Annotated in this window: 21 protein-coding genes, 1 other RNA gene and 2 pseudogenes; 17 read left to right on the top strand and 7 right to left on the bottom strand. The window is 69.5% G+C overall.

Going from position 1 to position 23,575, the window contains the following annotated elements:
* The first annotated feature begins 102 nt into the window (after positions 1-102).
* The 8 genes and pseudogenes from IDM45_RS11090 (at position 103) to IDM45_RS11055 (ending at position 8,384) form a co-directional block, all read left to right on the top strand.
* A complete protein-coding gene (locus IDM45_RS11090) occupies positions 103-918 on the top strand; it encodes an oxepin-CoA hydrolase, alternative type (RefSeq protein WP_209422892.1) in 816 nt (271 codons plus the stop codon).
* A 34-nt stretch (positions 919-952) separates the two neighbouring features.
* Complete coding sequence (locus IDM45_RS11085; protein ID WP_209422891.1) at positions 953-1,378, top strand: PaaI family thioesterase; 426 nt, start codon at positions 953-955, stop codon at positions 1,376-1,378.
* A gap of 25 nt (positions 1,379-1,403) precedes the next feature.
* A complete protein-coding gene (locus IDM45_RS11080) occupies positions 1,404-2,651 on the top strand; it encodes a CaiB/BaiF CoA transferase family protein (RefSeq protein ID WP_209422890.1) in 1,248 nt (415 codons plus the stop codon).
* Positions 2,652-2,742: 91 nt separating this feature from the next.
* The gene (locus IDM45_RS11075; protein WP_232654013.1) at positions 2,743-3,744 is read left to right on the top strand and encodes a Bug family tripartite tricarboxylate transporter substrate binding protein; all 1,002 of its coding nucleotides are present in this window, start codon (positions 2,743-2,745) and stop codon (positions 3,742-3,744) included.
* Positions 3,745-3,884: 140 nt separating this feature from the next.
* Positions 3,885-4,640, top strand: a complete 756-nt coding sequence (locus IDM45_RS11070) for an electron transfer flavoprotein subunit beta/FixA family protein (protein ID WP_209422888.1) — start codon at positions 3,885-3,887, stop codon at positions 4,638-4,640.
* Between the two features lie 24 nt (positions 4,641-4,664).
* On the top strand, positions 4,665-5,600 hold the full coding sequence (locus IDM45_RS11065) for an electron transfer flavoprotein subunit alpha/FixB family protein (RefSeq protein WP_209422887.1): 936 nt from the start codon (positions 4,665-4,667) through the stop codon (positions 5,598-5,600).
* Between the two features lie 119 nt (positions 5,601-5,719).
* The gene (locus IDM45_RS11060) at positions 5,720-7,258 is read left to right on the top strand and encodes a class I adenylate-forming enzyme family protein (protein WP_209422886.1); all 1,539 of its coding nucleotides are present in this window, start codon (positions 5,720-5,722) and stop codon (positions 7,256-7,258) included.
* Between the two features lie 137 nt (positions 7,259-7,395).
* Positions 7,396-8,384 (top strand): annotated as a pseudogene (locus IDM45_RS11055) (Bug family tripartite tricarboxylate transporter substrate binding protein).
* Here the strand turns inward: IDM45_RS11055 and IDM45_RS11050 are convergent.
* From IDM45_RS11050 to IDM45_RS11040, 3 genes are read right to left on the bottom strand one after another with little or no spacing between them, the layout of a single operon-like run.
* Entirely contained in the window at positions 8,377-9,393 is a 1,017-nt protein-coding gene (locus IDM45_RS11050; RefSeq protein ID WP_209422885.1) for a lysylphosphatidylglycerol synthase transmembrane domain-containing protein, read from the bottom strand. The pseudogene IDM45_RS11055 and the gene IDM45_RS11050 sit on opposite strands and share 8 nt — an antisense overlap.
* Entirely contained in the window at positions 9,371-10,618 is a 1,248-nt protein-coding gene (clsB, locus tag IDM45_RS11045) for a cardiolipin synthase ClsB (protein ID WP_232654019.1), read from the bottom strand. Before clsB ends, IDM45_RS11050 begins: the two co-directional genes overlap by 23 nt.
* The gene (locus IDM45_RS11040; protein WP_209422884.1) at positions 10,615-11,388 is read right to left on the bottom strand and encodes an endonuclease/exonuclease/phosphatase family protein; all 774 of its coding nucleotides are present in this window, start codon (positions 11,386-11,388) and stop codon (positions 10,615-10,617) included. Before IDM45_RS11040 ends, clsB begins: the two co-directional genes overlap by 4 nt.
* Positions 11,389-11,638: 250 nt before the next feature.
* On the opposite strand from IDM45_RS11040, the gene IDM45_RS11035 reads away from it, so the two are divergent.
* Together IDM45_RS11035 and IDM45_RS11030 are read left to right on the top strand one after the other, a co-directional pair.
* Positions 11,639-11,746, top strand: a complete 108-nt coding sequence (locus IDM45_RS11035) for a BrnT family toxin (RefSeq protein WP_232654020.1) — start codon at positions 11,639-11,641, stop codon at positions 11,744-11,746.
* Positions 11,736-12,008: a BrnA antitoxin family protein gene (locus tag IDM45_RS11030; protein WP_232654022.1), complete on the top strand. Its 273-nt coding sequence runs from the start codon at positions 11,736-11,738 to the stop codon at positions 12,006-12,008. The genes IDM45_RS11035 and IDM45_RS11030 overlap by 11 nt, the downstream gene beginning before the upstream one ends.
* A 14-nt stretch (positions 12,009-12,022) precedes the next feature.
* Here IDM45_RS11030 and cysK read toward each other — a convergent pair whose 3' ends face one another.
* Entirely contained in the window at positions 12,023-12,940 is a 918-nt protein-coding gene (gene cysK / locus IDM45_RS11025) for a cysteine synthase A (protein ID WP_209422882.1), read from the bottom strand.
* A 145-nt stretch (positions 12,941-13,085) separates the two neighbouring features.
* On the opposite strand from cysK, the gene rnpB reads away from it, so the two are divergent.
* An RNA gene (rnpB, locus tag IDM45_RS11020) (RNase P RNA component class A) lies at positions 13,086-13,417 on the top strand.
* Positions 13,418-13,492: 75 nt separating this feature from the next.
* On the opposite strand, the gene IDM45_RS11015 is transcribed toward rnpB, so the two are convergent.
* Positions 13,493-14,281: an RNA pseudouridine synthase gene (locus IDM45_RS11015; RefSeq protein WP_209422881.1), complete on the bottom strand. Its 789-nt coding sequence runs from the start codon at positions 14,279-14,281 to the stop codon at positions 13,493-13,495.
* A pseudogene (locus IDM45_RS11010) lies at positions 14,278-15,974 on the bottom strand (MBL fold metallo-hydrolase). Before IDM45_RS11010 ends, IDM45_RS11015 begins: the two are co-directional and overlap by 4 nt.
* Positions 15,975-16,067: 93 nt before the next feature.
* On the opposite strand from IDM45_RS11010, the gene IDM45_RS11005 reads away from it, so the two are divergent.
* Both IDM45_RS11005 and IDM45_RS11000 read left to right on the top strand, forming a co-directional pair.
* Positions 16,068-16,754, top strand: coding sequence for a DUF484 family protein (locus tag IDM45_RS11005; RefSeq protein WP_209422880.1), 687 nt, complete (start codon positions 16,068-16,070; stop codon positions 16,752-16,754).
* 1 nt (position 16,755) lies between these two features.
* Positions 16,756-17,748, top strand: coding sequence for a tyrosine recombinase XerC (locus tag IDM45_RS11000; protein WP_209422879.1), 993 nt, complete (start codon positions 16,756-16,758; stop codon positions 17,746-17,748).
* Positions 17,749-17,933: 185 nt separating this feature from the next.
* Here IDM45_RS11000 and IDM45_RS10995 read toward each other — a convergent pair whose 3' ends face one another.
* On the bottom strand, positions 17,934-19,013 hold the full coding sequence (locus tag IDM45_RS10995) for a metallophosphoesterase (RefSeq protein ID WP_209422878.1): 1,080 nt from the start codon (positions 19,011-19,013) through the stop codon (positions 17,934-17,936).
* A 160-nt stretch (positions 19,014-19,173) separates the two neighbouring features.
* Between IDM45_RS10995 and IDM45_RS10990 the strand changes: the two genes are divergently transcribed.
* The 4 genes from IDM45_RS10990 (at position 19,174) to IDM45_RS10975 (ending at position 23,555) form a co-directional block, all read left to right on the top strand.
* The gene (locus IDM45_RS10990) at positions 19,174-19,404 is read left to right on the top strand and encodes a hexameric tyrosine-coordinated heme protein (protein WP_209422877.1); all 231 of its coding nucleotides are present in this window, start codon (positions 19,174-19,176) and stop codon (positions 19,402-19,404) included.
* 233 nt (positions 19,405-19,637) lie between these two features.
* On the top strand, positions 19,638-20,717 hold the full coding sequence (locus tag IDM45_RS10985; RefSeq protein ID WP_209422876.1) for a CobW family GTP-binding protein: 1,080 nt from the start codon (positions 19,638-19,640) through the stop codon (positions 20,715-20,717).
* 426 nt (positions 20,718-21,143) lie between these two features.
* Positions 21,144-21,635 (top strand): RNA polymerase-binding protein DksA, encoded by a 492-nt coding sequence (dksA, locus tag IDM45_RS10980; protein ID WP_209422875.1) that lies wholly within the window; start codon positions 21,144-21,146, stop codon positions 21,633-21,635.
* Between the two features lie 57 nt (positions 21,636-21,692).
* Positions 21,693-23,555, top strand: coding sequence for an STAS domain-containing protein (locus tag IDM45_RS10975; RefSeq protein WP_209422874.1), 1,863 nt, complete (start codon positions 21,693-21,695; stop codon positions 23,553-23,555).
* Positions 23,556-23,575: the final 20 nt, after the last annotated feature.

Below are 23,575 nucleotides of genomic sequence, written 5' to 3'. Positions count from 1 at the left end.
GAAAAGCAGTCTGAAAAAACAGTCAAAACAGCCAAAAACCCTTGCCTGGCAAGCGTTGACAGCTATCAAAATAGTATCAATCAGACCCTGGAGGAAGTGGCCATGGATGCCCCAGCCTTGCTCGCCCGCCGCGATGGCGCGGTACTCATCCTGTCTAACAACAACCCGGCGGCGCGCAACGCGCTCACCCCCGGCTTCTACCAGGGCATGACCGAGGCGCTGCACGCCGCCGGCGCCGACAGCAGCGTCGGCGCCGTGGTGCTGACGGGCGAGGGCGGGCATTTCTGCGCGGGCGGCGACCTGCGCCAGTTGGCCACCCGGCGCGAGCTGCCGATGGCCGCGCGCCGGCAAAAGCTCGAAGGCCTGCACGACCTGATCCGCACGCTGCGCGACTGCCCCAAGCCGGTCATCGTCGCCGTGGAGGGCGCCGCCGCCGGCGCCGGCCTGTCGCTGGCGCTGGCTGGCGACATGCTGGTGGCGGCCAGGAACGCCGTGTTCGCGGTGGCCTACGTCAAGGTCGGCCTCACGCCCGACGGCGGCGCCACGGCGCTGCTGGCCGAGCATCTGTCGCGCCAGCTGCTGACCGAGCTGTGCCTGACGGGCCAGCCGGTCAGCGGCGAGCGCCTGCACCAGCTGGGCGTGGTCAACCGCCTGGCCGAGCCGGGCCAGGCGCTGCAGCAGGCGCTGGAGCTGGCGCAGCAGATCGCGCGCGGCCCCGAGCTGGCCATGGGCCGCATCAAGCACCTGTGCCGCATGGCGCCGCGCAACACGCTGGAGCAGCAGCTCGAACTCGAAGCCCTGTACATGCCGCTGTCGCAGGGAACCGAGGAGTCGCGCGAGGGCATCGCCGCCTTCCTGGAAAAGCGCCCGGCCGACTTTGCCCGCCTGCGCAAGCCTTCTGCGGCGCCGCGCGCATGACCATGCTCTCAATACCTACCAGCGAGGAAACGCCATGAACCGAATGATCGAGGACGCGCGCAGTGTTCTGGATGCGCAGCCCTTCAGCCAGCTCGTGCAGGCCGAACTGACGCGCTACACCTGCGAGGGAGTGGAGCTGCGCCTGCCCGTCGCCCAGAAAATCCAGCAGCAGCACGGCTTCGTGCATGGCGGCGTGGTGTCCTATCTGGCCGACAACGCGCTCACCTTCGCCGGTGGCGCAGCCCTGGGGCCAGCCGTGGTGACCTCTGAGTACAAGATCAACTATGTGCGGCCTGCCATGGGCCGGCAGCTGGTGGCGCGTGCCTCGGTCGTCCATGCAGGACGCTCCCAGGCGGTATGCCGCTGCGATGTGTACGCGGTGGATGCTGCGGGCGTGGAAAAGCTGTGCGCCATCGCCCAGGGCACGATCGCCCTGATGGGCGCCCCGAAATCCGAGTGACCTGGACAGCAGACAGTACCGAGCCATGACCACCATCCAAGATCAAGACCCGCACCGCCTCGACCTGCCGCTGGCCGGCGTGCGCGTGCTCGACCTCTCGCGCGTGTTCGCCGGCCCCATGTGCGCCATGGTGCTGGGCGACCTGGGCGCCGAAGTCATCAAGGTCGAGCACCCCGGGCGTGGCGACGACACGCGCGACTGGGGCCTGCGCATCGGCCAGACCGAGACCACCTACTACAACAGCATGAACCGCAACAAGCGCTCCATCACGCTGGATCTGCAAAGCCCCGAGGGGCTGGGGATCGTGCGCGAGCTGGTGCCGCAGTGCGACGTGGTCATCCACAACTTCAAGACCGGCGGCGCGGAAAAGCTCGGCGTGGGCTACGAGCAGCTCAAGGCCCTCAAGGACGACCTGATCTACTGCGCCGTGGCGGGCTACGACACCAGTGGGCCCGAGGCGCGCCGGCCCGGCTATGACCTGGTCATCCAGGGCGAGGCCGGTCTGATGGCGCTCAACGGCGAGGCCGGCACGCCGCCGCTGAAGTTCGGCGTGGCGGTGGTCGATCTGATGACCGGCATGTATGCGGCGCAGGCCATCCTGGCAGCGCTGTACCAGCGCCAGCGCCAGGGCCGGGGGCGCTTCATCGAGATGGCGCTGTACGACTGCGGCCTGACGATTACCGGCTACTACGGCCTGGACGCGCTCCAGCTCGGCCACGACCCCGAGCGCTACGGCAATGCCCATCCCTCCATCGTGCCCTACGGCATGTACGAGGCGGCCGATGGCCCCTTGATCATCGCCGTGGGCAACAACGCGCAGTTCGACAAGTTCTGCCGCCAGGTCATCGAGCGCCCGGACATCGTGCAAGACCCGCGCTTTGCCACCAACGTCGAGCGCGCGAAGAACCGTCTGGCGCTGGGCCCGCTGCTCAAGGAGCTGATCCGCACCTTCCCGCGCGAGCTGCTGCTTGAGCGCCTGACGGCAGCCGGCATCCCGTGCGGGCGCGTGGCCGGGCTGCACGAGGCGCTGACCAGCGAGCGCACGCGCCGTGGCCGCCTGGTGCAGGACATGCCCCACCCGGTGGCCGGCACAACGCCGGTGTTTGCGCCGCCCTACCGCCTGGACGGCCAGCGCCTGCCGATCCGCCGCGCGCCGCCCACTCTGGGCGAGGGCACGCGCGAGGTGCTGCACCAGCTGCTGGCGCTGGACGACGAGGCGCTGGCGCGCCTGCAATCCGCAGGCGTGCTGACGCTGCCGCAGCGCACGGGCTGACCGCCCGCACCCCCCTTTTTTTTGTTTCAAGGGCCACGGCAGGCGCTGCCTGCCGAGCTGCCGCCGTGGCCGGCATCCAGGGAGAAAAATGATGCAATTCATCGACAAGCAACGCCGTGCATTGCTGCAGGGCGCAGCCGCGTTGGGCGCCACCGGCTGGCTGGGCAGCGCTGCGGCGCAAGGTGCCAAGGCCTGGCCCAACAAGCCGATCCGGCTGGTCGTGCCCTTCCCGCCCGGCGGGCCCACCGACACCGTCTCGCGCCTGGTCGGCCAGAAGCTGGGCGAGCGCCTGGGCCAGTCGGTCATCGTGGAAAACCGCGCGGGCGCCTCGGGCTCCATCGCTGCCGCCCAGGTCAGGAAGGCCGAGCCCGACGGCTACACGCTGATGATGCTGGCCACGCCGACCATGCTGGCGCCGCACCTGTACAGAAAGCTCGGCTACGACACGGCCCGGGATTTCACGCCCGTGGCCACGGTCTATGACCTGCCCATCGTCATCGTCGTCAACCCGAAGCTGCTGCCCCAGGTGACCGACCTGAAGTCGCTCATCGCGCACGCCAAGGCGCAAAAAGCCCCGCTGAACTACACCAGTTCGGGCACCGGCAGCTTTGGCCACCTGAGCATGGAGCTGCTCAAGCAGATGGCGGGCTTCGACATGCAGCACGTGCCCTACAAGGGCGGGGTGCCGGCGATCACCGACACCATCGGCGGCCAGGTGCCGGTCATGTACTCGGATCTGGTGGCCGCGCTGCCGCACATCCAGGCCGGCAAGCTGCGCGCCATCGCCGTCGGCTCGCCCGAGCGCGTGCAGATGCTGCCGCAGGTGCAGACCATCTCCGAGCAGGGCATCGAGGGCTACGACGCCGTGTCCTGGGGCGCGCTGCTGGCGCCGGCGGGCACGCCCAAGCCCATCGTCGAGCGCATCGCCGGCGAAGTGCGCCAGATCCTGGCCGACAAGGACATGCAGGAGGGCATGATCAGCGCCGGTGCCATCGCCCGCTACCAGCCGCCCGCCGAGCTGGCACAGCGCCTGCAGCAGGACTACCAGCGCTGGGGCCAGATCATCCGCGACAAGGGCATCAGCCAGGACTGAGCCATTTGTCCATCAGAGGAAACAGGCAGACACCATGAAAACCCGCATCACCGAATTGCTGGGCATCGAGCGCCCCATCATCTCGGCCCGCCTGGCCGGGCTGCTGCGCTGATTTTTTCCAACCAACAGAGATTGCACTTATGAAAATTCTCGTTCCCGTCAAGCGCGTGGTGGACTACAACGTGAAAGTCCGGGTGAAATCGGATGGCAGCGGTGTGGACACGGCCAACGTCAAGATGAGCATGAACCCCTTTGACGAGATCGCCGTGGAGGAGGCGGTTCGCCTGAAGGAAAAGGGCGTGGTCACGGAAGTGATCGCCGTCTCGTGCGGGGTGGCGCAGGCGCAGGAGACGCTGCGCACCGCCATGGCCATCGGCGCCGACCGGGCCATCCTGGTGGAGACGCCGGCGGACGCCGAGCTGCAGCCGCTGGCGGTGGCCAAGCTGCTCAAGGCCGTGGTGGACAAGGAGCAGCCCCAGCTGATCATCCTGGGCAAGCAGGCCATCGACGACGACGCCAACCAAGTCGGCCAGATGCTGGCCGCGCTGGCCGAGCTGCCCCAGGGCACCTTCGCCAGCAAAGTGGAAGTGGCCGACGGCAAGGCCAGCGTCACGCGCGAAGTCGATGGCGGGCTGGAGACCGTGCAGCTGTCGCTGCCGGCGGTGGTCACCACCGACCTGCGCCTCAACGAGCCGCGCTACGTCACGCTGCCCAACATCATGAAGGCCAAGAAAAAGCCCCTCGAGACGCTCAAGCCCGAAGAGCTGGGCGTCGATGTCGCCCCGCGCCTGAAGACACTCAAGGTGGCCGAGCCGGCCAAGCGCGGCGCTGGCGTCAAGGTGCCCGACGTGGCCACGCTGGTGGCCAAGCTGCGCGGCGAAGCCAAGGTCATCTAAGGGATAAGGACAAGGACACAAGACATGACAGCACTCGTCATTGCCGAACACGACAACCAAAGCCTCAAGGGCGCCACGCTCAACGCCGTCACCGCCGCCGCTGCCTGCGGCGGCGACGTCCACGTGCTGGTCGCTGGCGAGAACGCCCAGGCCGCCGCCGACGCTGCGGCAAAAATTGCCGGCGTCGCCAAGGTACTGCTGGCCGACGGCGCCAGCCTCAAGGACGCGCTGGCCGAGAACGTCGCTGCCCAGGTGCTGCAAATTGCCGGCCACTACAGCCACATCGTGTTCCCGGCCACCGCCAGCGGCAAGAACGTCGCGCCGCGCGTGGCCGCCAAGCTGGACGTGGCGCAAATCAGCGACATCACCAAGGTGGTCAGCAGCGACACCTTCGAGCGCCCCATCTACGCCGGCAACGCCATCGCCACCGTGCAAAGCGTGGACAGCGTCAAGGTCATCACCGTGCGCGGCACCGGCTTTGATGCCGCCGATGCAAGCAGCGGCAGCGCCAGCGTGGACAGGATCGACGCTGTGCAGGACTCTGGCAAAAGCGCCTTCGTGGGCCGCGAAGTCACCAAGAGCGACCGCCCCGAGCTCACCGCCGCCAAGGTCATCGTCTCCGGTGGCCGGGCGCTGGGCAGCGCCGAGAAGTTCCAGGCCGTGCTCACGCCGCTGGCCGACAAGCTGGGCGCGGCCATCGGCGCCAGCCGCGCCGCAGTCGATGCCGGCTACGCGCCCAACGACCTGCAGGTCGGCCAGACCGGCAAGATCGTGGCGCCCCAGCTGTACATCGCCGTGGGCATCAGCGGGGCCATCCAGCACCTGGCGGGCATGAAGGACTCCAAGGTCATCGTGGCCATCAACAAGGATGCGGAAGCGCCCATCTTCAGCGTGGCCGACTACGGCCTGGAGGCCGATCTGTTCGAGGCCGTGCCGCAGATGCTGCAGGCCCTGCAGTGACCGCCTGCCTGGCACCGGTTTGCTGCTGGAAATTTGCATGAAATCCGGCGCAAACCCTTGCCAGTCAAGCGCTGATAGCTATTATTTTTAATAATCCACGACATCTGGAGACACCGCCCATGCAGCCCGCCGCGCCTGACGTTCCCTACCAGCCCCTGTCCGACCTGATCCGCGAGCACGCACGCCGGCAGGCAGAGCGCCTGGCGCTGACGGGCGAGGGCGAGGCCCTGAGCTACGCCCAGCTCGATGTCCTGATGGATCGCATCGCCGCCGCCTTGCAGCAAGGCGGCGTGCTGCCAGGCCAGGCGATCGCCATCTGCGCGCTGAACTCGGTGCGCTATGGCGCGCTGTTCCTGGGCGCTTTGCGCGCCGGCGTGGTGGTCGCGCCGCTGCCGCCCAGTGCCGCGCCCGAGACGCTGGCCGTCATGCTGGGCGACGCCGGCGCGCGGCTGCTGTTTGCCGACCAGGCCGCGCCGCAGGACTGGCCCGGCACGCAGGTGGCGCGCATCTCGCTGGACGGCGTGGCCCCCGGCCAGGCCTGGGACGCGTGGCTGGCCCCCGAGGGCGCGCAGCCGCAGCCGGTGGCGGTGCCGCCCGAGGCGGCGTTCAACATCATCTACTCGTCGGGCACCACCGGCATTCCGAAGGGCATCGTGCAGTCGCACGGTATGCGCTGGGCGCACATCCGGCGCGGCGCCACGCAGGGCTACGGCCCGCAGGGCACGACGCTGCTGTCCACGCCGCTGTACTCCAACACCACGCTGGTGGTGTTCTTCCCGACGCTGGCCTATGGCGGCACAGTGGCGCTGATGGCCAAGTTCGACGCGGCGCGCTACCTGCAGCTGGCGCAGCAGCTGCGCGTCACGCACACCATGCTGGTGCCGGTGCAGTACCAGCGCATCATGGATCAGCCCGATTTCGGCAGCCACGATCTGTCCAGCTTCACGCACAAGTTCTGCACCAGCGCGCCGTTTCGCGCCGAGCTCAAGGCCGACGTGCTGGCGCGCTGGCCTGGCGCGCTGGTCGAGTTCTACGGCATGACCGAGGGCGGCGGCACCTGCATCCTGGAGGCGCACCTGCACCCGGACAAGCTGCACACCGTGGGCCGCCCCGCCGCCGGCCACGACATCCGGCTGATCGACGAGGAGGGCCGCGAAGCGGCGCCTGGCGAGGCCGGCGAAGTCGTGGGCCACTCGCCCGGCATGATGACCGGCTACCACAACCAGCCGGAAAAGACGCGCGAGGCCGAGTGGTTCGACGCCCAGGGCAAGCGCTTCATCCGCACCGGCGACGTGGGCCGCTTCGATGCCGAGGGCTTTCTGACGCTGCTGGATCGGCGCAAGGACATGATCATCAGCGGCGGCTTCAACATCTACCCCAGCGATCTGGAGGCGCAGTTGCGTGCGCACCCGGCGGTGGCCGACGTGGCCGTGGTCGGCGTGCCCTCGCGCCAGTGGGGCGAGACCCCGGTGGCCTTCGTCGTGCCGCGCGCCGGCCAGCCAGCCGATGCGCAGGCGCTGCGCGCGTGGTTCAACCAGCGCGCCGGCAAGACCCAGCGCCTGGCCGATCTGCGCCTGGTCGATGAGCTGCCGCGCAGCGCCATCGGCAAGGTGCTCAAGCGCGAGCTGCGCCAGGACTACGGCAGCGCCCCGGCCTGAACGATGCACCTGATTGGCGCAGCGAATCGACGCAGAGTTTTTTGCAATTGGACGTGCTGGCACGGTGTTTCCACAATTGAAATTTCCTCCCCGGCCACTTGGGCGCCGGGCCTGGATTTCGACAGGAGACAAAACGCATGAATGCACCCCACAGCACGCGCCGCCAATGGCTGATGCAGGGCCTGGGCCTGGCCGCCGCCGCAGCTGCGCCCGGCTGGGCCATGGCGGCCAGCGCCAGCGGCTACCCGAACAAGCCGGTGCGCGTCATCGTGCCCTTTGCCGCCGGAGGCACCACCGACGTGGTGGCGCGGCTGGTGCTGCAAAAGCTCGGCGAGCAGGTCGGCCAGTCCTTCATCGTCGAGAACAAGGGCGGCGCGGGCGGCTCCATCGGCACCGAGCAGGTGGCGCGCAGCGCGCCCGATGGCTACACGCTGCTGATCAACACCGCCGGTGCGCAGACGCTCAGCCCGGTCATCTACAAGGTCGGCTACGAGGCGCTGGCCAGCTTCGAGCCGGTCACGCACATCTGCGACGTGGGCTTCATCGTGATTGCGCGCAAGGACTTGCCGGCAAACAACATGAAGGAGCTGATTGCCCTGGCGCGCGGGCCGCAGCCCCTGTCCATGTCCTCGGGCAGCAGCATGATCAACCTGATGAGCGAGGAGTTCAAGCGCATCATCGGCGCCCCCGAGACCATCAACGCCCAGTACAAGGGCACGGCGCCGCAGATGCAGGCGGTGGTGTCGGGCGAGGTGGATTTTTCGCTGGACTCGTTCGCCGCCGTGGAGATGATCCGCGCCGGGCGCGTCAAGGCGCTGGGCGTGGTCATGCCGCAGCGCGCGGCGTCTTTTCCGGATGTGCCCACGCTCAGGGAGCAGGGCATCGAGGGCATGGATTTCGCTTCCTGGGCCGGCCTGCTGGCCCCAAGGGAACGCCCAAGGAGGCCGTGGCCTATCTGGCGCACGAGATGGACAAGGTCATGCAACTGGAGGACGTGCAGGCCAAGCTGCGCAGCTACAACTACACGCCCCGGCGCACCACGCCCGAGGAGTTCGGCAAGATGATCGCCGCCGACAACGAGCGCTGGAAGCGCATCGTCAAGGAGACCGGCTTCAAGGTCAGCTGAGGCCTGGCAGGCTGCCGGCGCGCGTGGGCGCCTGGCGGCGCCACAGCAGCTCGGTGGCCAGCAGTGCCAGCGCTGCCACGGCCAGCGGCGCCAGGTAGTACAGCGCGCGAAACGCCAATACCACCGCCAGCGCCTGGCTGGCGGGTAGGTAGCCCGAGAGCACGGCGGTGCCCACCGCCTCCAGCACGCCCAGCCCGGCGGGAATGCGCGACACCAGGCCGACCACCGCCCCCAGCAGCACCGTGGCCAGCGCAGCCGGGTAGGGCGCCTGGCCCTGCGCCAGCGCCCACACGGCAGCGCCCATCAGCGCCCAGTTCAGGCTCGACAGCAGTAGCTGCAGCAGCGCCACGCGCCAGGTCGGCAGCGGCAGGCTGCGCCCGCGAAAAATGAAAGGCTGGCCGCCCCGCAGCGCGCACAGCAGCACGTACAGCACGCTCACCGCCGCCAGCGCCACGCCCAGCCAGCGCAGCTGCAGCGCGCCGATCTGCCAGCTGCCTGGCAGTTGCGGCGTCCAGCGCCAGAACACGGCGCAGGCCAGCAGGAAGTAGCCCACCCAATTGGTGACGATGGACAGCACGACAACCTGTGCGATCTGCCCCACGTCCAGGCCCTGGCGCGAGTACAGCCGCCAGCGCACCGACACCCCGCCGATCAGCGAGCCCAGGTTGAGCGTGAACGGATAGGCGATCAGCGTGATGGCCATGGTGCGGGACACGCCCAGGGGGTGGCGCACGACGTGCCGGCCAAACAGGTCGAAGCAGCCATAGGCCAGGTGGCTGGCCCAGGCCAGTGCTGCCCCCAGCGCCAGCGTGGCCGCCGGCAGTGCGCGCAGCGCGCGCCACACCGCTGGCCAGTCCACCTGCATGGCGCGCTGCACCAGCAGCGTGGCGACGGCCAGCGCCACCAGTGCCATCAGCGCACCGCCCAGCCAGCGCCAGGCGCGGCTGGCCAGCAGAGTGCGCCAGCGTCCGGGCTGGTGCTGCTGCTCAACGGGTGGTGCTGCCCGCATGGCCGGCCTCGGGCTGCACCAGCGAGATATGCGGCTGGTGGCGCGGCAGCCAGCCGGCCCAGGTCGGGAACCAGCGCATCAGGTGGTACAGCAGATAGCCGCGCAGCAGCCGCAGGCCTTCGAAAGCGCCCTTGGGCTGGGCCTGCACCTGGGTGCAGGCCTCGCGCATCAGGCGTGCCAGGCGCGCGTGCAGCCGGGCGTTGAAGCCAGCGTCGCGGATGATGACGTTGGCCTCCAGGTTCAGCGACAGGCTGAGCGGATCGAGGTTGCTCGAACCTACCGTGGCCCACTCGCCATCGACCAGCGCCACCTTGCCATGCAGTGGCCGTTCGCAGTATTCGAAGATGCGCACGCCGGCGCGCAGCAGGTGGTCGTACAGCAGGCTGGCGGCCGTCTTGACGATGGGCATGTCCGGCTCGCCCTGCAGGATCAGCGTGACCTGCACGCCCCGGCGCGCCGCCCGGCGCATGGCGCGTACCAAGCGCCAGCCGGGGAAGAAATAGGCATTGGCAATCACCACCCGCTGGCGCGCAATGCGCAGGGCGATGCGGTAGTGGCGCTCGATGTCGGTGGTGTGTAGGTCGTTGTCGCGCGTGACGAAGATGGCGTCTGCCATGCCGGCGTGCGCCAGTTCGGGCAGGGGTGCGCGCAGCTTGCGCCGGCGCTCATCGCCCCGCGGCAGCACGGCGCAGCGGGCAAAGCGCTGAATGTGCGCCACGATGGGCCCGCGCACGCGCACCGCCCAGTCCTGCTTGGCCTGCGGGCCGAAGTCGGCCACGTGGTCGGCCGAGTAGTTGATGCCGCCGATGAAGGCCAGCTGGCCATCGACCACAACGATCTTGCGGTGCATCCGGCGCAGCACGTTCAGCCGCTGGCCGAACAGGCGCCGCCCGCCTGGGTCGAACACACGGTAATGCACGCCGGCCTGCACCAGCGCGGCGATGAACTCGGGCGGCAGGTCGGGCGAGCCAAAGCCATCCACCAGCACATGCACCTGCACGCCCTGCTGCGCCGCCTGCAAGAGTGCAGCGTGCAGGGCGCGGCCGATCTTGTCGTCGAACAGGATGAAGGTCTCCAGCAGTACCTCGTGCCGGGCGCTGCGGATGGCCTCGAACACGGCGGGGAAGAACTCCTCGCCGTTTTCCAGCAGCTCGAAATGGTTGCCCGGCACCCAGCGCGAGGCGCGCCGTGGTGCGGGCCGGGTGGCTGTAGGGGCGGGCTTCACAGTGCGATCTCCGCCGCCAGCGGGGCATGGTCGGACAGCCGGCTCCAGGGCCGCCGGGGCAGCGGCACCGGCGCGTGGATGGCCACGCCGCGCACGTAGATGCGATCCAGCGGCAAGAGCGGCATGGGCGCCGGGAAGGTGCGCAGCGCCCGGCCCAGGGAATGCACGAAGACCTCGCGCAGCCCGGCCTCGCGGGCCAGCAGCGTGTGCGCCCGGCCCCGCCAGTCGTTGAAGTCGCCGGCGACGATGATGGGCTCGCTCTCGGGCAGCGAGCGCACCAGCGCCGCCATGCGGTGCAACTGCTGGTGGCGGTGCGCCTCCTGCAGGCCCAGGTGTACGCAGATGGCATGTACCGGCGTGGCCAGAGTGGGCGGCTGCAGCACGCAGTGCAACATGCCGCGGCGCTCCGGGCCAGCGATCGAGATGTCGTGGTTCTCGAAATGCACGATGGGGAACTTGGACAGCAGCGCGTTGCCGTGGTGGCCGCTGTCATAGACGGCGTTGCGGCCATAGGCGTACTGGCTCCAGATGGAGTCGGCCAGGAACTCGTAGTGCGGCTGCGCGGGGAAATTGCGCACCCGGCTGGCGTGGCGCTGGTGCGTGCCCAGCACCTCCTGCAGAAAGACCACGTCCGCCGCCACCTGCCGCACCGCCTCGCGCAGCTCATGCAGCATGAAGCGGCGATTGAAGGAGGTGAAGCCCTTGTGGACGTTCACGGTGAGCACCTTGAACGCCAGGCGGGCGGCGGGGGCGGAGGAGAAATCTGGCATGGGCGGGCGATGGGCAGGGCGGCTGGGCGGGTACGGCCCCAGCCATTCTTCGCCCCGGCCCTGGCACCGGCTGTAGGACGCAGCAGCCTGCCTGTGCGTGAGCACGGCGCAAGCGGGCGTCCCGCCACTGTTGGCACGGCTGTCGAAGCCTGGATTCGTGTAGCTACAATAACGTCATGCGCGTGACCTTCGACCCCGCCAAGACTATGGTGAAACCCGCATCCTGTGCTATGGCCTGCTGGCCGGGCGCATGGTGGTTGTCGGCTACACCCCGCGTGGCGCGGCCCGCCATGTCTTCAGCATGAGGAAGGCCAATGAGCGCGAGAAAGACCGGATCGGCACGCTGCTTGGGCTCTGACCTGCAGCGGGTCGATGCCCATCAGGTAGGCGCTGCGGAATATGACGAACTGCCGGAACTGACCGACGAGATGCTGGCGCGCGCCCGGGTCAACCGGGGCGGGCGCCCGAAGTCCGCAGCTCCCAAGGTGCTCCTGTCGGTGCGCTACAGCCCGGAGGTCGTCGAATATTTCCGCAGTACCGGCGAGGGCTGGCAGGCGCGGATGGATGCGGTGCTCAAGGAGCATGTCCTGTTGCACCGCAACAGGCGTGCTGCATCGTGAGCTGTCTGCCGGCTTCAACCCGGCAGAAAGCCTTCCACCGACAGGTAGCGCTCGCCAGTGTCGTAGTTGAAGCCCAGCACACGCGCACCGGCCGGCAGCTCGGGCAGTTTTTGCGCGATGGCGGCCAGGGCGGCGCCCGAGGAAATACCCACCAGCAGACCTTCCTCGCGCGCCGCGCGGCGGGCGTATTCGCGCGCCGGCTCGGCCTCGACCAGGATCACGCCGTCGAGCAGATCGACGTGCAGGTTGCGCGGGATGAAGCCCGCGCCCAGGCCCTGGATGGGGTGCGGCCCGGGCTGGCCGCCGGAGATGACCGGCGAGCCGGTGGGCTCCACGGCAAAGACCTTGAGCGCCGGAAAGCGGCTCTTGAGCACCTGCGCCACGCCGGTGATGTGCCCGCCCGTGCCCACGCCGGTGATGATGGCGTCCAGCCCGTCGGGGAAGTCGGCCAGGATTTCCTGCGCCGTGGTGCGCGCGTGGACTTCGATGTTGGCCGGGTTCTCGAACTGCTGGGGCATCCAGGCGCCGGGCGTGGCCTGAACGATCTCCTGGGCGCGGGCGATGGCGCCTTTCATGCCCTTTTCCTTGGGCGTCAGGTCGAACGTGGCGCCGTAGGCCAGCATCAGGCGGCGGCGCTCGACGGACATGCTGTCGGGCATGACCAGGATCAGCCTGTAGCCCTTGACGGCAGCCACCAGGGCCAGGCCGATGCCGGTGTTGCCGCTGGTCGGCTCGACGATGGTGCCGCCGGGTTGCAATTGGCCGCTGGCCTCGGCGGCCTCGACCATAGCCAGGGCAATGCGATCCTTGATGGAGCCGCCGGGGTTGCTGCGCTCGGACTTGATCCAGACATTGGCGCCCGGCCCGAACAGCCGGTTGATGCGGACGTGGGGCGTGTTGCCGATGGCCTGCAGGATGTTGTCGATGCGCATGTCGAAGCTCCGGAAGAAGGTTGCACCCCAGTGGGCGGGAAAGGATGGCGGCCATTGTGGCGGACATCTTTTGCGCGCGCGTGATATGGATATGCCCTTCCCGCCAGCGGCCCGGGCGCACAGCGCAGCGATAATCGCGCGCTGTGAAGCCTGCCAGACCGCCGCTGGTGCATGTGCCGAAAGGCCGCACTGGAGGAACGTCCGGACTGCACAGGGCAGCGTAGCAGCTAACGGCTGTCCACCGTGAGGTGAGGATCAGAGCAACAGAGACGAGCCGATTCAGTTCGGATGAAACGGGCAATCTCTACGCGCAGCAACACCAAGTAGGCACACGTTGACGGGGCCCCCGGAGTGTGCGGGTAGGTGGCATCGAGCCGGGTGGGCGACCCCCGGCCCAGAGTAATGGCGGTCACATCCGCGCAGCCCTGCAAGGGGCGTGCGGATGCACAGAATCCGGCTTATCGGCAGGCTTCACACTTTCTGTCGTTTCGTGCTCCAGCCCTGATGGGGCAAGCGCAAGAAGCTATATTTTCAATAGCGAAACCGGGCGTTTCAGAACCGCTCCCACGGCAACACATAACGCCACTGCCCCTCGGCCAGCGGGGCCAGGGCGATGCGGCCAATGCGCAGGCGCCTGAGCGCCGTGACCGAGAGGCCCACGGCGGCGCACATCGCCGGCACCTGGCCAGGCCGGATGCCCTTCAAGGCAAAGCGCAGGCGCTGCTCGCTTTGCCAGCTGACCTTGATGGGCGGCAGGGGCCGGCCATTGAACTCCAGGCCGTGGCACAGGCGCTGCAGGCCGCCGTCGGCGATCTGGCCGGCCACTTGGACGATGCACTCGTGCTCCAGCGTCTCGGCGTCCTGCTGCAGCTTGCGCGCCACGCGGCCATCCTGGGTATAGACCACCAGGCCGCTGGCCTCGGTGGGCAGGGGCGTGTGGCAGGCCAGGTTCTTGAAGTGCCGGCCCAGCACGCGCACCGGCGGGCCTTCGCCTACGTGGTGGCTGTCCGGGCGCAGCAGCTCCAGCGCCAGGGGCGCCTCGCCCCGGCTGCGGCTGGCGTGCGCCTCGCCCGGGGTCTGCCCCAGGCCCAGCCCGGCCTCGAAGCCCGGCGGCTTGTGCAGCAGCAGCGTGACCGGCGGCAACTCCTCGGCGCGCGCGCCGGAGGCCAGGCGCACCTGCTGCTGCGCACCGACGCGGGCGCCCGGCTCCTCGACCACCCGGCCATCGACGCTGACGTGGCCGCCCTCGATGTACAGCTCGGCCTCGCGGCGCGAGCAGCCGACCTCGGCAGCCAGGCGCTTGGCCAGGCGGATGGCCGGCGCCTGCCCCGGGTCGGTCACGTCAGCTCCGTCAGGTTGTTGCCCGGCTCCAGGGCGCGGATGCGCTCCACGTGCGCCAGCAGCGAGCGCTGCGCCAGCGGCCACATGCGCTCGGGCACGTCGCCATAGGCCAGGCGCACCCAGTCCTCTATGCTGCCGCCCGGGCGCGCCTGCATGGCGGCCAGCACCTTGGCCTCGCGTGCCAGGCGGTGCGCCTGCAGGCCGGCGATGACGCGGCGCGCATCGCCCAGCACATAGCCATGCGCCGGGGCGATGTAGTCCACGCCGTGCTCGGCGCACAGCGCGTCCAGGCGCTCGAGCGAGTCCAGGTAGTCGGCCATGTTGCCGTCGGGCGGGTCGATGATGGTGGTGCTGCCGTTCAGGATGTGGTCGCCCGAGAACAGCAGCCCGTCCTCGCGCAGGATCAGGCAGATGTGGTTGGCCGCGTGGCCGGGCGTGTGGACGACTTCCAGGGTATGGGTGATTTTGCCCTCTAGCCCTTGTCCAGCAAGCGTGAGCAGCTCACCATTCGATAGCGCTCGGTCGGGCGTGAACTGGCTGGCGGCGCGTGCCGTGGGGCCGAGGGCAGGCCCAGGATGGGTGGCGCGGCGCGGCCATGCGCGGCCACCAGCGCCTGCAACGGCGCCGCGCCCGGGAAGTGGTCGGGGTGCGAGTGCGTGCAGACGATGGCGCGGATGTCGCCGCCAGCGGCGCGCCACAGGCGCTCGATGTGCTCGGGCTCGGCCGGGCCGGGGTCGATGGCGATGTAGCCAGTGGCTGGCTCGCCCACCAGATAGCTGTTGGTGCCCGGGCCGGTCATGACGCCGGGGTTGGGTGCCGTGAGGCGCTGCACGTTCTTGAGCAGCGGCAGCACGCGCTCGCACTGCCAGTCCAGCGGGTGCTGGTGGTGGCCATCCGGGCAGACCAGGGCCAGCTCGCCATAGGCCGGCTCGTGTTCCATGAAGTGCTCGACCTTGCCGGCCACCAGGCCCGAGCGCGGGCAGGTCGTCCACAGCGGCTGCTCGTGCGCCACCGCATCCAGCACCTCCTGCGCGCTGGCGTACTGCGCCAGGCGCTCCAGCGTGCGAATGGTCGGGAAAATCATGAAGAATTGCCCGGCCTCGTGGCGTGCCAGCGCGTCCTGCGGGCGCACCCACACCGGCTCGAACTGCTCGGCCTCGTCGGCCACCGGCTCCTGGCCGGGCGGCATACGGGCGACCAGGAAGGGCACGGCAAAGCGCTTAGGCAGGTTGCGATCGGCCGTCCAGTGCGCCAGCTGGTACATGGCGTCGGCGGCCAGGCGCAGGCCGCGTGCGGCGCACTGCGGGGCAAAGTCGGCCTTGCGGTCGAGCGCGGCGATGTCGCCGGCATCGGCCCAGCGGCCATTGGGGTGGCGCGCCAGCAGGATGCCCAGCTCCTCGAAGCTCTCGCGCAGTGCGGCCAGGGCCTCGGTCAGGCGTTGGCCGGTCTGCGCCGGGCGATGGTCGGCCAGGGCGTGCGCTTCGGGCGCGGCGTCCTGCGCCTCGATGCCGCCGCCCGGGAAGACGTAGGCACCAGGCACGAAGCTGGCCTTGGCCGAGCGGCGCGTCATCAGCACTTGCAGCGCCGGGGTGCCATCGGCGCCGGGCGCGTCGCGCAGCAGCAGCACGGTGGCCGCCTGCAGTGGGGTGGGCGGGGTGCGGCGGGGATGCAGGTATTGGTTGTCGCGGGGCATCGGCTGATTATGGCGAGGCCCGGCGCTGTCCGTGCGTCTCCCGCGTGCCACCGGGATAATCCCCCGGCCAGCTCAACCTTGCGTACCTGACCCATGACCCAGCCCCTCAATCCCATCACCGAAGACGACATCGCCCAGTACCTGGCCAGCACGCCGGGCTTTTTCGAGCGCCACGCCGAGCTGCTGTCCATCGTCACCCTGACCAGCCCGCACGGCCAGCGCGCCGTCAGCCTGCAGGAGCGCCAGGCCGAGATGCTGCGCGGCAAGATCAAGGATCTGGAGCAGCGCGTCATGGACATGGTGCGCAACAGCCACGAAAACGCCACCATCGCCGGCAAGATCCACCAGTGGGCGCGCCAGCTGGCGGCGGTGCGCGCAGCCGCCGACGTGCCGCAGGCCGTGCAGCAGGGCATGGCCACGCTGTTCGACGTGCCGCAGGTGGCGCTGCGGCTGTGGGGCGTTGCCGCCGAACACGCCCAGGCGCCCTTCGCCCAGGGCGCAAGCGACGACGTGCGTGCCTTTGCCTCATCGCTGACCATGCCGTTTTGCGGCCCCAACCTGGGCTTCGAGGCCGTGGGCTGGCTGGAGCAGGGGCAGGATGTGCAGTCGCTGGCCCTGCTGCCGCTGCGCCCGGGAGCGCTGGACGACACGGCACAGCCGGCCTTCGGTCTGCTGGTGCTGGGTTCGCCCGATGCCGAGCGCTTCGACGCCACCATGGGCACGGACTTTCTGACGCGCATGGCCGAGCTGGCGGCCAGCGCCCTGCAGCGGCTGATCTGACATGGCCCGGCGCGCGCCGGGCGCAGCCCCGCCGGCCCTGCCTGCCGAGGCGCTGGCCTACCTGGAGCACGCACGCGTGCAAAAGCGCCTGGCCGAGCGCACGCTGCAGCTCTATACCCAGGACTTGCAGCGCCTGCAGGCAGCGGCGCAGCCCCTCGGCCTGCCGCTGCTGGCGCTCACCAGCGCTCACCTGCGCCGCTTTGCCGCGCAGCTGCACGCCAGCGGGCGCAGCGCGCGCGGCATTGCGCTGATCCTGTCGGGCTGGCGCGGCTTCTACACCTGGGCGGCGCGCCAGGGGTTGCTGGAGCGCAACCCGGCGCAGGGCGTGCGCGCCCCCAAGGCACCCCGGCCACTGCCCAAGGCGCTGGCGGTGGACGAGGCCGTGCATCTGGCCGAGCACTGCGAGCCGCAGGCCGACCCGTGGGAGGAAGCGCGCGACGCCGCCATGGTCGAGCTGCTGTACGGCTGCGGCCTGCGTGTGGGCGAGCTGGTCGGGCTGGATGTCGCGGCCAGCAGCGCCGCGCACCGCCAGGGCCGTGGCTGGCTGGATCTGGACGGCGCCGAGGCGCATGTCCTGGGCAAGGGCGGGCGCCGGCGCAGCGTGCCCATGGGGCCGCCCGCCGTGCGCGCCGTGCAGGCCTGGCTGGTGCAGCGCGCCCGGCCCTTTGGCGGCGTGCGGGCGCTGCGCCTGGATGCCGATGCGCTGTTCGTCGGCGTGCGCGGCGCGCGCATCACGGCGCACATGGTCTGGCTGCGCCTGCGCCAGCGCAGCGCCGCCGCCAGCCTGAGCACGCCGGTGCATCCGCACATGCTGCGCCACTCGTTTGCCAGCCACCTGCTGCAGTCCAGCCAGGACTTGCGCGCCGTGCAGGAACTGCTGGGCCACGCCAGCATCACCACCACCCAGGCCTACACCCGGCTGGACTTCCAGCATCTGGCGCAGGTCTATGACCAGGCGCACCCGCGCGCCAAGCGGCGCACGCCCAAGGATTGAGGCCGGGGCCGGCGCACGCCCTCAGAGCGTGTTTACGATCTCCGCACGCAGGGGCGCGGGTGCGGATCGGGATGGGCTGCCAGGCGCAAACCGCAGCGATAGCCCGTGCTATCGCGAGGATTTGCAACGCCGCAGACCGCCCGAGGCCGCGCTCGCGCACCCGCGCGGGGATCGTAAACACGCTCTCAGGCACCCCTCTCTTGCTGGCCAAAGCCCAGCGTCGGCTGGACGCTGCCGTCGTCGAACTGCAGCGTGCGCTCGGGCCAGCGCAGGGTGGCCAGGCGGAAGTCGCCCGGTGCGCGCTGCGGCTCGCGCCGCTCGCGCCAGCGCCCGCCCACCGAGTAGTCCACGCAGAACACGTTGCCGCGCTGCCCGTGCCAGCGCAGCGGGTCTATGGCGCTGAACAGATCGGCGTCGCCCTTGCCGACATCGCGCCGGTTCATGGGCCGGGCGCTGCGCCAGTAGTGCCCGACCACCACGGCGCGCGGGTCGGCGTACTCGTTCCACCAGGCCACGCGCGCGGCAAAGCGCCACTTGCCGCTGGTGAAGAAGGGCTGCTCGGCCTTGCGCTCGACGCCCGAGGTCAGCACCTTGAGCGGGTTGAACATCTGCTTGTTGGCCTCGTTTTGTGCGTAGGCGTGCAGAAAGGGTGGCGGGCAATCTTCCTGCTCCAGACCCTGCGGGCAGGCCTGCAGCTCGGCGCGCACGCGCTCGGCCAGGCCGGTGCTGTGGCCGTGCTCCAGCGCGCTGCGCTCCCAGCGCGTGTAGGCCGGGCCGGCCTGACCCAGGGGCACGGCGCGCGCGGCGGCGATGGCCTCGTCCAGCCAGACGGCGTGAACCACGCGCAGATCCGCGCGCTCCAGGGCGATGGGCAGGCCGGCCAGCCAGTCCACGATGGCCTGGCGCTCGGGCGCCGTGGGGCGGGCATAGGGGGCGTATTTGTCCTGGTCGTGCGCCACGCGCTCGTCGAAGAACCAGCCCGAGCCGTCCTTGGCGTCGCCGTTGAGCAGATTCATCTCGTGGTTGCCCAGCACCGCCACGGCGCGGCCCGCCTCGACCAGCTGCTGCGCCAGCGCCAGCACGGCGGGACTGTCCGGGCCACGGTCGCAGAAATCGCCCACGAAGACCAGCGTGCGGCCCTGCGGGTGGCGGCCCTGCGCGTCATAGCCCAGGTGCTGCAACAGCGCCTGCAGCGCGGCGAATTCACCGTGGATGTCGCCCACGATGTCCAGCGGGCCGGGCGGCAGGGGTTGAACCAGACTCATGCAATTGCTCCAGCGTGATGTGACCGGGGGATTGTGCGGGCTTGCGCCTGGCGCGCGCTGGCGCTGGCTGTGGGCCTATCGGGCGCGCCACTCGCCGGACGGCCCGTTAAGTGGCATCCTTGCTGCACTTTTTCACCACCACCCACGAAAGGAGAACCCCATGGCCGATACTTGGCTGACCTCGCTCATCACCGACACGCCCCAGCAAGGCTTCGAGCTGGCCATCACCCTGAGCCGCCGCGGCGTGAAATACACCCAGCCCGACGCCGAAGTGCTGCACAAGCTGCGCCCCGAATACGCCAACAGCCACGAGGCGCTGACGGCGGCCTCGCAGGTCGTGGCCATCAACTTCCAGACCGTGGCGGCAGCCAACAATTACTGGCGCAAGTGACCCACAGCCTTTTGGCTATCTGTTATTTGCTATGTAAAACATAGCTATCAGCGCTTTCTGCACAAGGCTTTTAGGCTGAAAACACTCTGAAAATCAGCCTTTTGGCGGGCCTGCAGCCCAGGGTCTGCCCGGCTTCGCTACAGTCAGGCCCACCGCGCCCGTGCGCCGTCCCGCCAGGGCCAGCGCGCGGGCGCTTTCGTTGCCAGCCGCACCCCTCAGCAAAGCCCTTCACCATGTCCCTGATTCCCGCCACCATCCTCACCGGCTTCCTCGGCGCCGGCAAAACCACCCTGCTCAAGCGCGTGCTGACCGAGGCGCACGGGCAAAAAATCGCCGTGATCGAAAACGAGTTCGGCGAGGAAAACATCGACAACGACATCCTGGTCACGGACTCGAAAGAGCAGATCGTGCAGATGAGCAACGGCTGCATCTGCTGCACCATCCGCGAAGACCTGCGCGAGACGCTGCAGCTGCTGGCGGCCAAGCGGCGCAAGGGCCTGCTGGACTTCGAGCGCGTGATCATCGAGACCACGGGCCTGGCCGACCCCGGCCCGGTGGTGCAGACCTTCTTCATGGACGACGAGATCGCCGAGACCTATCTGGTCGATTCGATCATCACCGTGGTCGATGCCAAGCACGCCGGCGCGCAGCTCGACCAGCGCCAGGAGGCGCGCCGCCAGGTGGGCTTTGCCGACCAGATCTTCCTGTCCAAGACCGACCTGGTGAGCGAGGACGAAAAGCACGCGCTGATCCATCGCTTGAAGCACATGAACCCGCGCGCACCCATCAAGGCCGTGCATTTCGGCGAGGTGCCGCTGGCCGAGGTGCTGGACTTGCGCGGCTTCAACCTGAATGCGCGGCTGGACATCGACCCGGACTTCCTGAAGGAGGGCGATGGCCACGACCACAGCCACGGCCATGTCCACGACGAGCACTGCGGGCACGAGCAGCACGGCCACGAGCATGGGCATGAGCACGGCGGGCACTGCAGCCACCCGCACCACCACCATCACGACGACGACGTGAAAAGCTTCGTCTATCGCGCCGGGCGGCCTTTCGATCCTGCGCGGCTGGAGGACTTCCTGGGCGCCATCGTCAACGTCTATGGCCCGCGCATGTTGCGCTACAAGGGCGTGCTGGACATGCAAGGCACCAACCGCAAGGTCATCTTCCAGGGCGTGCATCAGCTCATGGGCAGCGACCTGGGCCCCGAGTGGCAGCAGGGCGAGCCGCGCGTCAGCCGCATGGTCTTCATCGGCATCGACCTGCCGCGCGACATCCTGGAGCAGGGCCTGGGCCAGTGCTTGGCCTGAGAGCGTGTTTACGATCCCCGCGCGGGTGCTCGAGCGCGGCCTCGGGCGGTCTGCGGCGTTGCAAATCCTCACGATAGCACGGGCTATCGCTGCGGTTTGCGCCTGGCAGCCCAGCCCGATCCGCACTCGCGCCCCTGCGCGCGGAGACCGTGAACACGCTCTGAGCGGGGCGGCGATGCCGCAGCGCCGGCGTGCGGCATGGATGGGCTGCGCCCGGGGCCCCGCCCTACAATCGCGCCCCGTTGTCTGACAGCCGCCGGCGGCACAAGCACTACACTGCCGGCCCGGCGCAGCGCGCACCATCGCTGGCCTGACCGCCGCGTCGCCTCCTCCACGAGAGGACGAGACGGCAATCAGGCTGTTTGTTCCACTTTCGGCAACCAGCGGCAGGCTTGCCCTGCCGTGCCAGCTTCATCAATTCAGACCATGACTACGACCCTGCAAAAATCTGTGGCGGCCGCCAAGAAGGACTCCAAGCTGGCCAACAACTGGAAGACCAAGAGCGCCGAGGAGTTGACCGACGCCGAAGTGCTGGCCATGCCCGATGCCGAGTACATGAACGACAAGCAGATGGCGTTCTTTCGGCACAAGCTGGTGCTGCTCAAGCAGGAAATCCACGCCAACGCCGACGAGACCACGGAAAACCTGCGCGAGGACACGGTGGTCGTGCCCGACCCCGCTGACCGCGCCACCATCGAGGAAGAGCACGCCCTGGAGTTGCGCACGCGCGACCGCGAGAGGAAGCTGCTCAAGAAAATCGAGCAGTCCATCGACCGCATCGACGCCGGCGACTACGGCTACTGCGACGAGACCGGCGAGCCTATCGGCGTGGGCCGGCTGATCGCGCGTCCCACGGCCTCGCTGTCGCTGGAGGCGCAGCAGCGGCGCGAACTCAAGCAGAAGATGTTTGGCGACTGACGGCAACCGGGCTTTTCCAGGGATTGCGCGCGGCGCCCGCAAGGCACAATGACCCGCATGAGCAAGGATGAGTCCCCCGCCGGCCCGCCGCCCTCATCAGGGCGCGGGCTGCTGTCCAAGATGGTGCGCTTCGTGCGCCACCCCACCGTGAACTGGTCCGAGATCGACAATCTGGACGAGGAGCGCGAGAGCCAGTACAGCAAGCAGATGCTCAAGGACATGATCGAGCGCAAGCGGCGCAACGACTTCGTGCGCCGGCGCGAGTTCGATCAATTGCGCAAGCTGCGCAGCCGCGAGGGCGCGCGCGCGCAGCCCGAGGCCGAAGCCGAGGTCTCGTCGATCCGTACCTCGCTGTTCCAAAGCAGCATCAGCTCGCCCGACGAGCGCGCCGACACCCTGCGCAAGATCGACGAGATCGAGGCGCAGATGTCGCACCAGTGGTGGAAGGGCCGGGCCGGGGCGGCGCCAGCGGCTGCGCCCGCACAGGCCGCGCCTGCCGCAGCGCCCCAACCGGACAGCGCCGCAGCGCAACTCTCGCCCGCTGCGCAGGCCATGGCCACTGCCCTGGCCAACTCTCCCTTCGCCACTGGCGAGCACGCCAAGGCCTTTGCGCCGACGGCGCCGCTGACCCTGCCGCCGGCAGCCGACACCGCCGGGCTGACGCAGCCGGCGGCGCTGGAGCCGTCGTTGGCGTTTGCCCCTTCTGCCCCTGCCCCTGCTGCCCCCGCCGCGCCGACAGCCGCGCCCGCAGCCGCAGCCGCACCGCCTGGCACCAGCTTCGTTCATGACCCCGAGCTGGAGGAGGCCGCCATCCGCTTTGCCAGCGCCGACCATGCCGGCGCCGAGACGGCCCTGCGCGAAGTGCTGGCGCGCCGCGAGCGCGCCGCTGCCGCCGACCTGGCCGCAGCCGATGCTGCGCCAGCCCAGCAGGAGGCGCGCATCGTCTGGCTGACGCTGTTCGACCTGTTTCGTGCCACCGGGCAGCACGAGCCGTTCGAGGCCCTGGCCATCGAATACGCGGCGCGCTTTCACCACACCGCGCCGCTGTGGTTCTCCCTGCCCCAGCAGCTGGGCCTGCCGGCGCTGGTCGAAACCGGCGCCAAGCCCGCAGCAGCCCAGCGCGAGCTGAGCTGGAATGCTCCAGCCCTGCTGACGGCGCAGTCGATCGCCAGCCTGCAGGCCGCGCTGGCGCGGGCGGCCCAGCCGTGGACGCTGTCGTGGAGCCGCCTGGGCGATATCGAGCCGTCGGTCGTGCCGCTGTTGGCCGATCTCGTCGAGCGCCTGGCAGACGAGCCGGCGCAGTTGCGCTTCGTCGGCGTGCCGCAGCTGCAGGCCATCGTGCAGGGCAACACCCCTTCCGGCGAGCGCACGCGCGACCCGCAGTGGTGGCGGCTGCACATGGCGCTGCTGCGCCTGATGGATCTGCCCGACGAGTTCGAGCTGGCGGCCCTGGACTACTGCGTGACCTACGAGGTCTCGCCACCGTCCTGGGTGCCGCCGCGCTGCACCTTCAGCGGCGATGCCCAGGCCTTGGCGCAGCCCGGCGCTGATGCTGACCCGCTCCAGGGCGCAGGGCCGGACAGCTACCTGCCCTCCATGCAGTCCGGCTTTGCCCTGTCGGTGCCGCCGGGCAGCGAGCAGGGGCCGGTGCCCTCGCTGCTGGGCGTCATCGAGGGCGACGCCAGCGCCGCGCTGCAGGCCCTGCAGGAGCTGATGCGTCCCGGCGTGCCGCTGGTGGTGGCCTGCGACCAGCTGGTGCGCATCGACTTTGCCGCTGGCGGCGGCGTGCTCAACTGGGCAGCCAGCCAGCAGGCGAGCGGGGCGGTGCTGGAGTTTCGCAACCTGCATCGGCTGGTGGCGGTGTTCTTCAACGTCATCGGTATCAACGAGCACGCCCGGGTGGTGTCGCGCAGCGATTGACCCTGCCGGGCGCGCGGCCC

The sequence above is a fragment of the Melaminivora jejuensis genome, from assembly GCF_017811175.1.
GTDB classification, from domain to species: Bacteria; Pseudomonadota; Gammaproteobacteria; order Burkholderiales; family Burkholderiaceae_C; genus Melaminivora; species Melaminivora jejuensis.
Note: the sequence above shows the minus strand (reverse complement) of the source record. Positions and strands in the feature narration are given on the sequence as shown.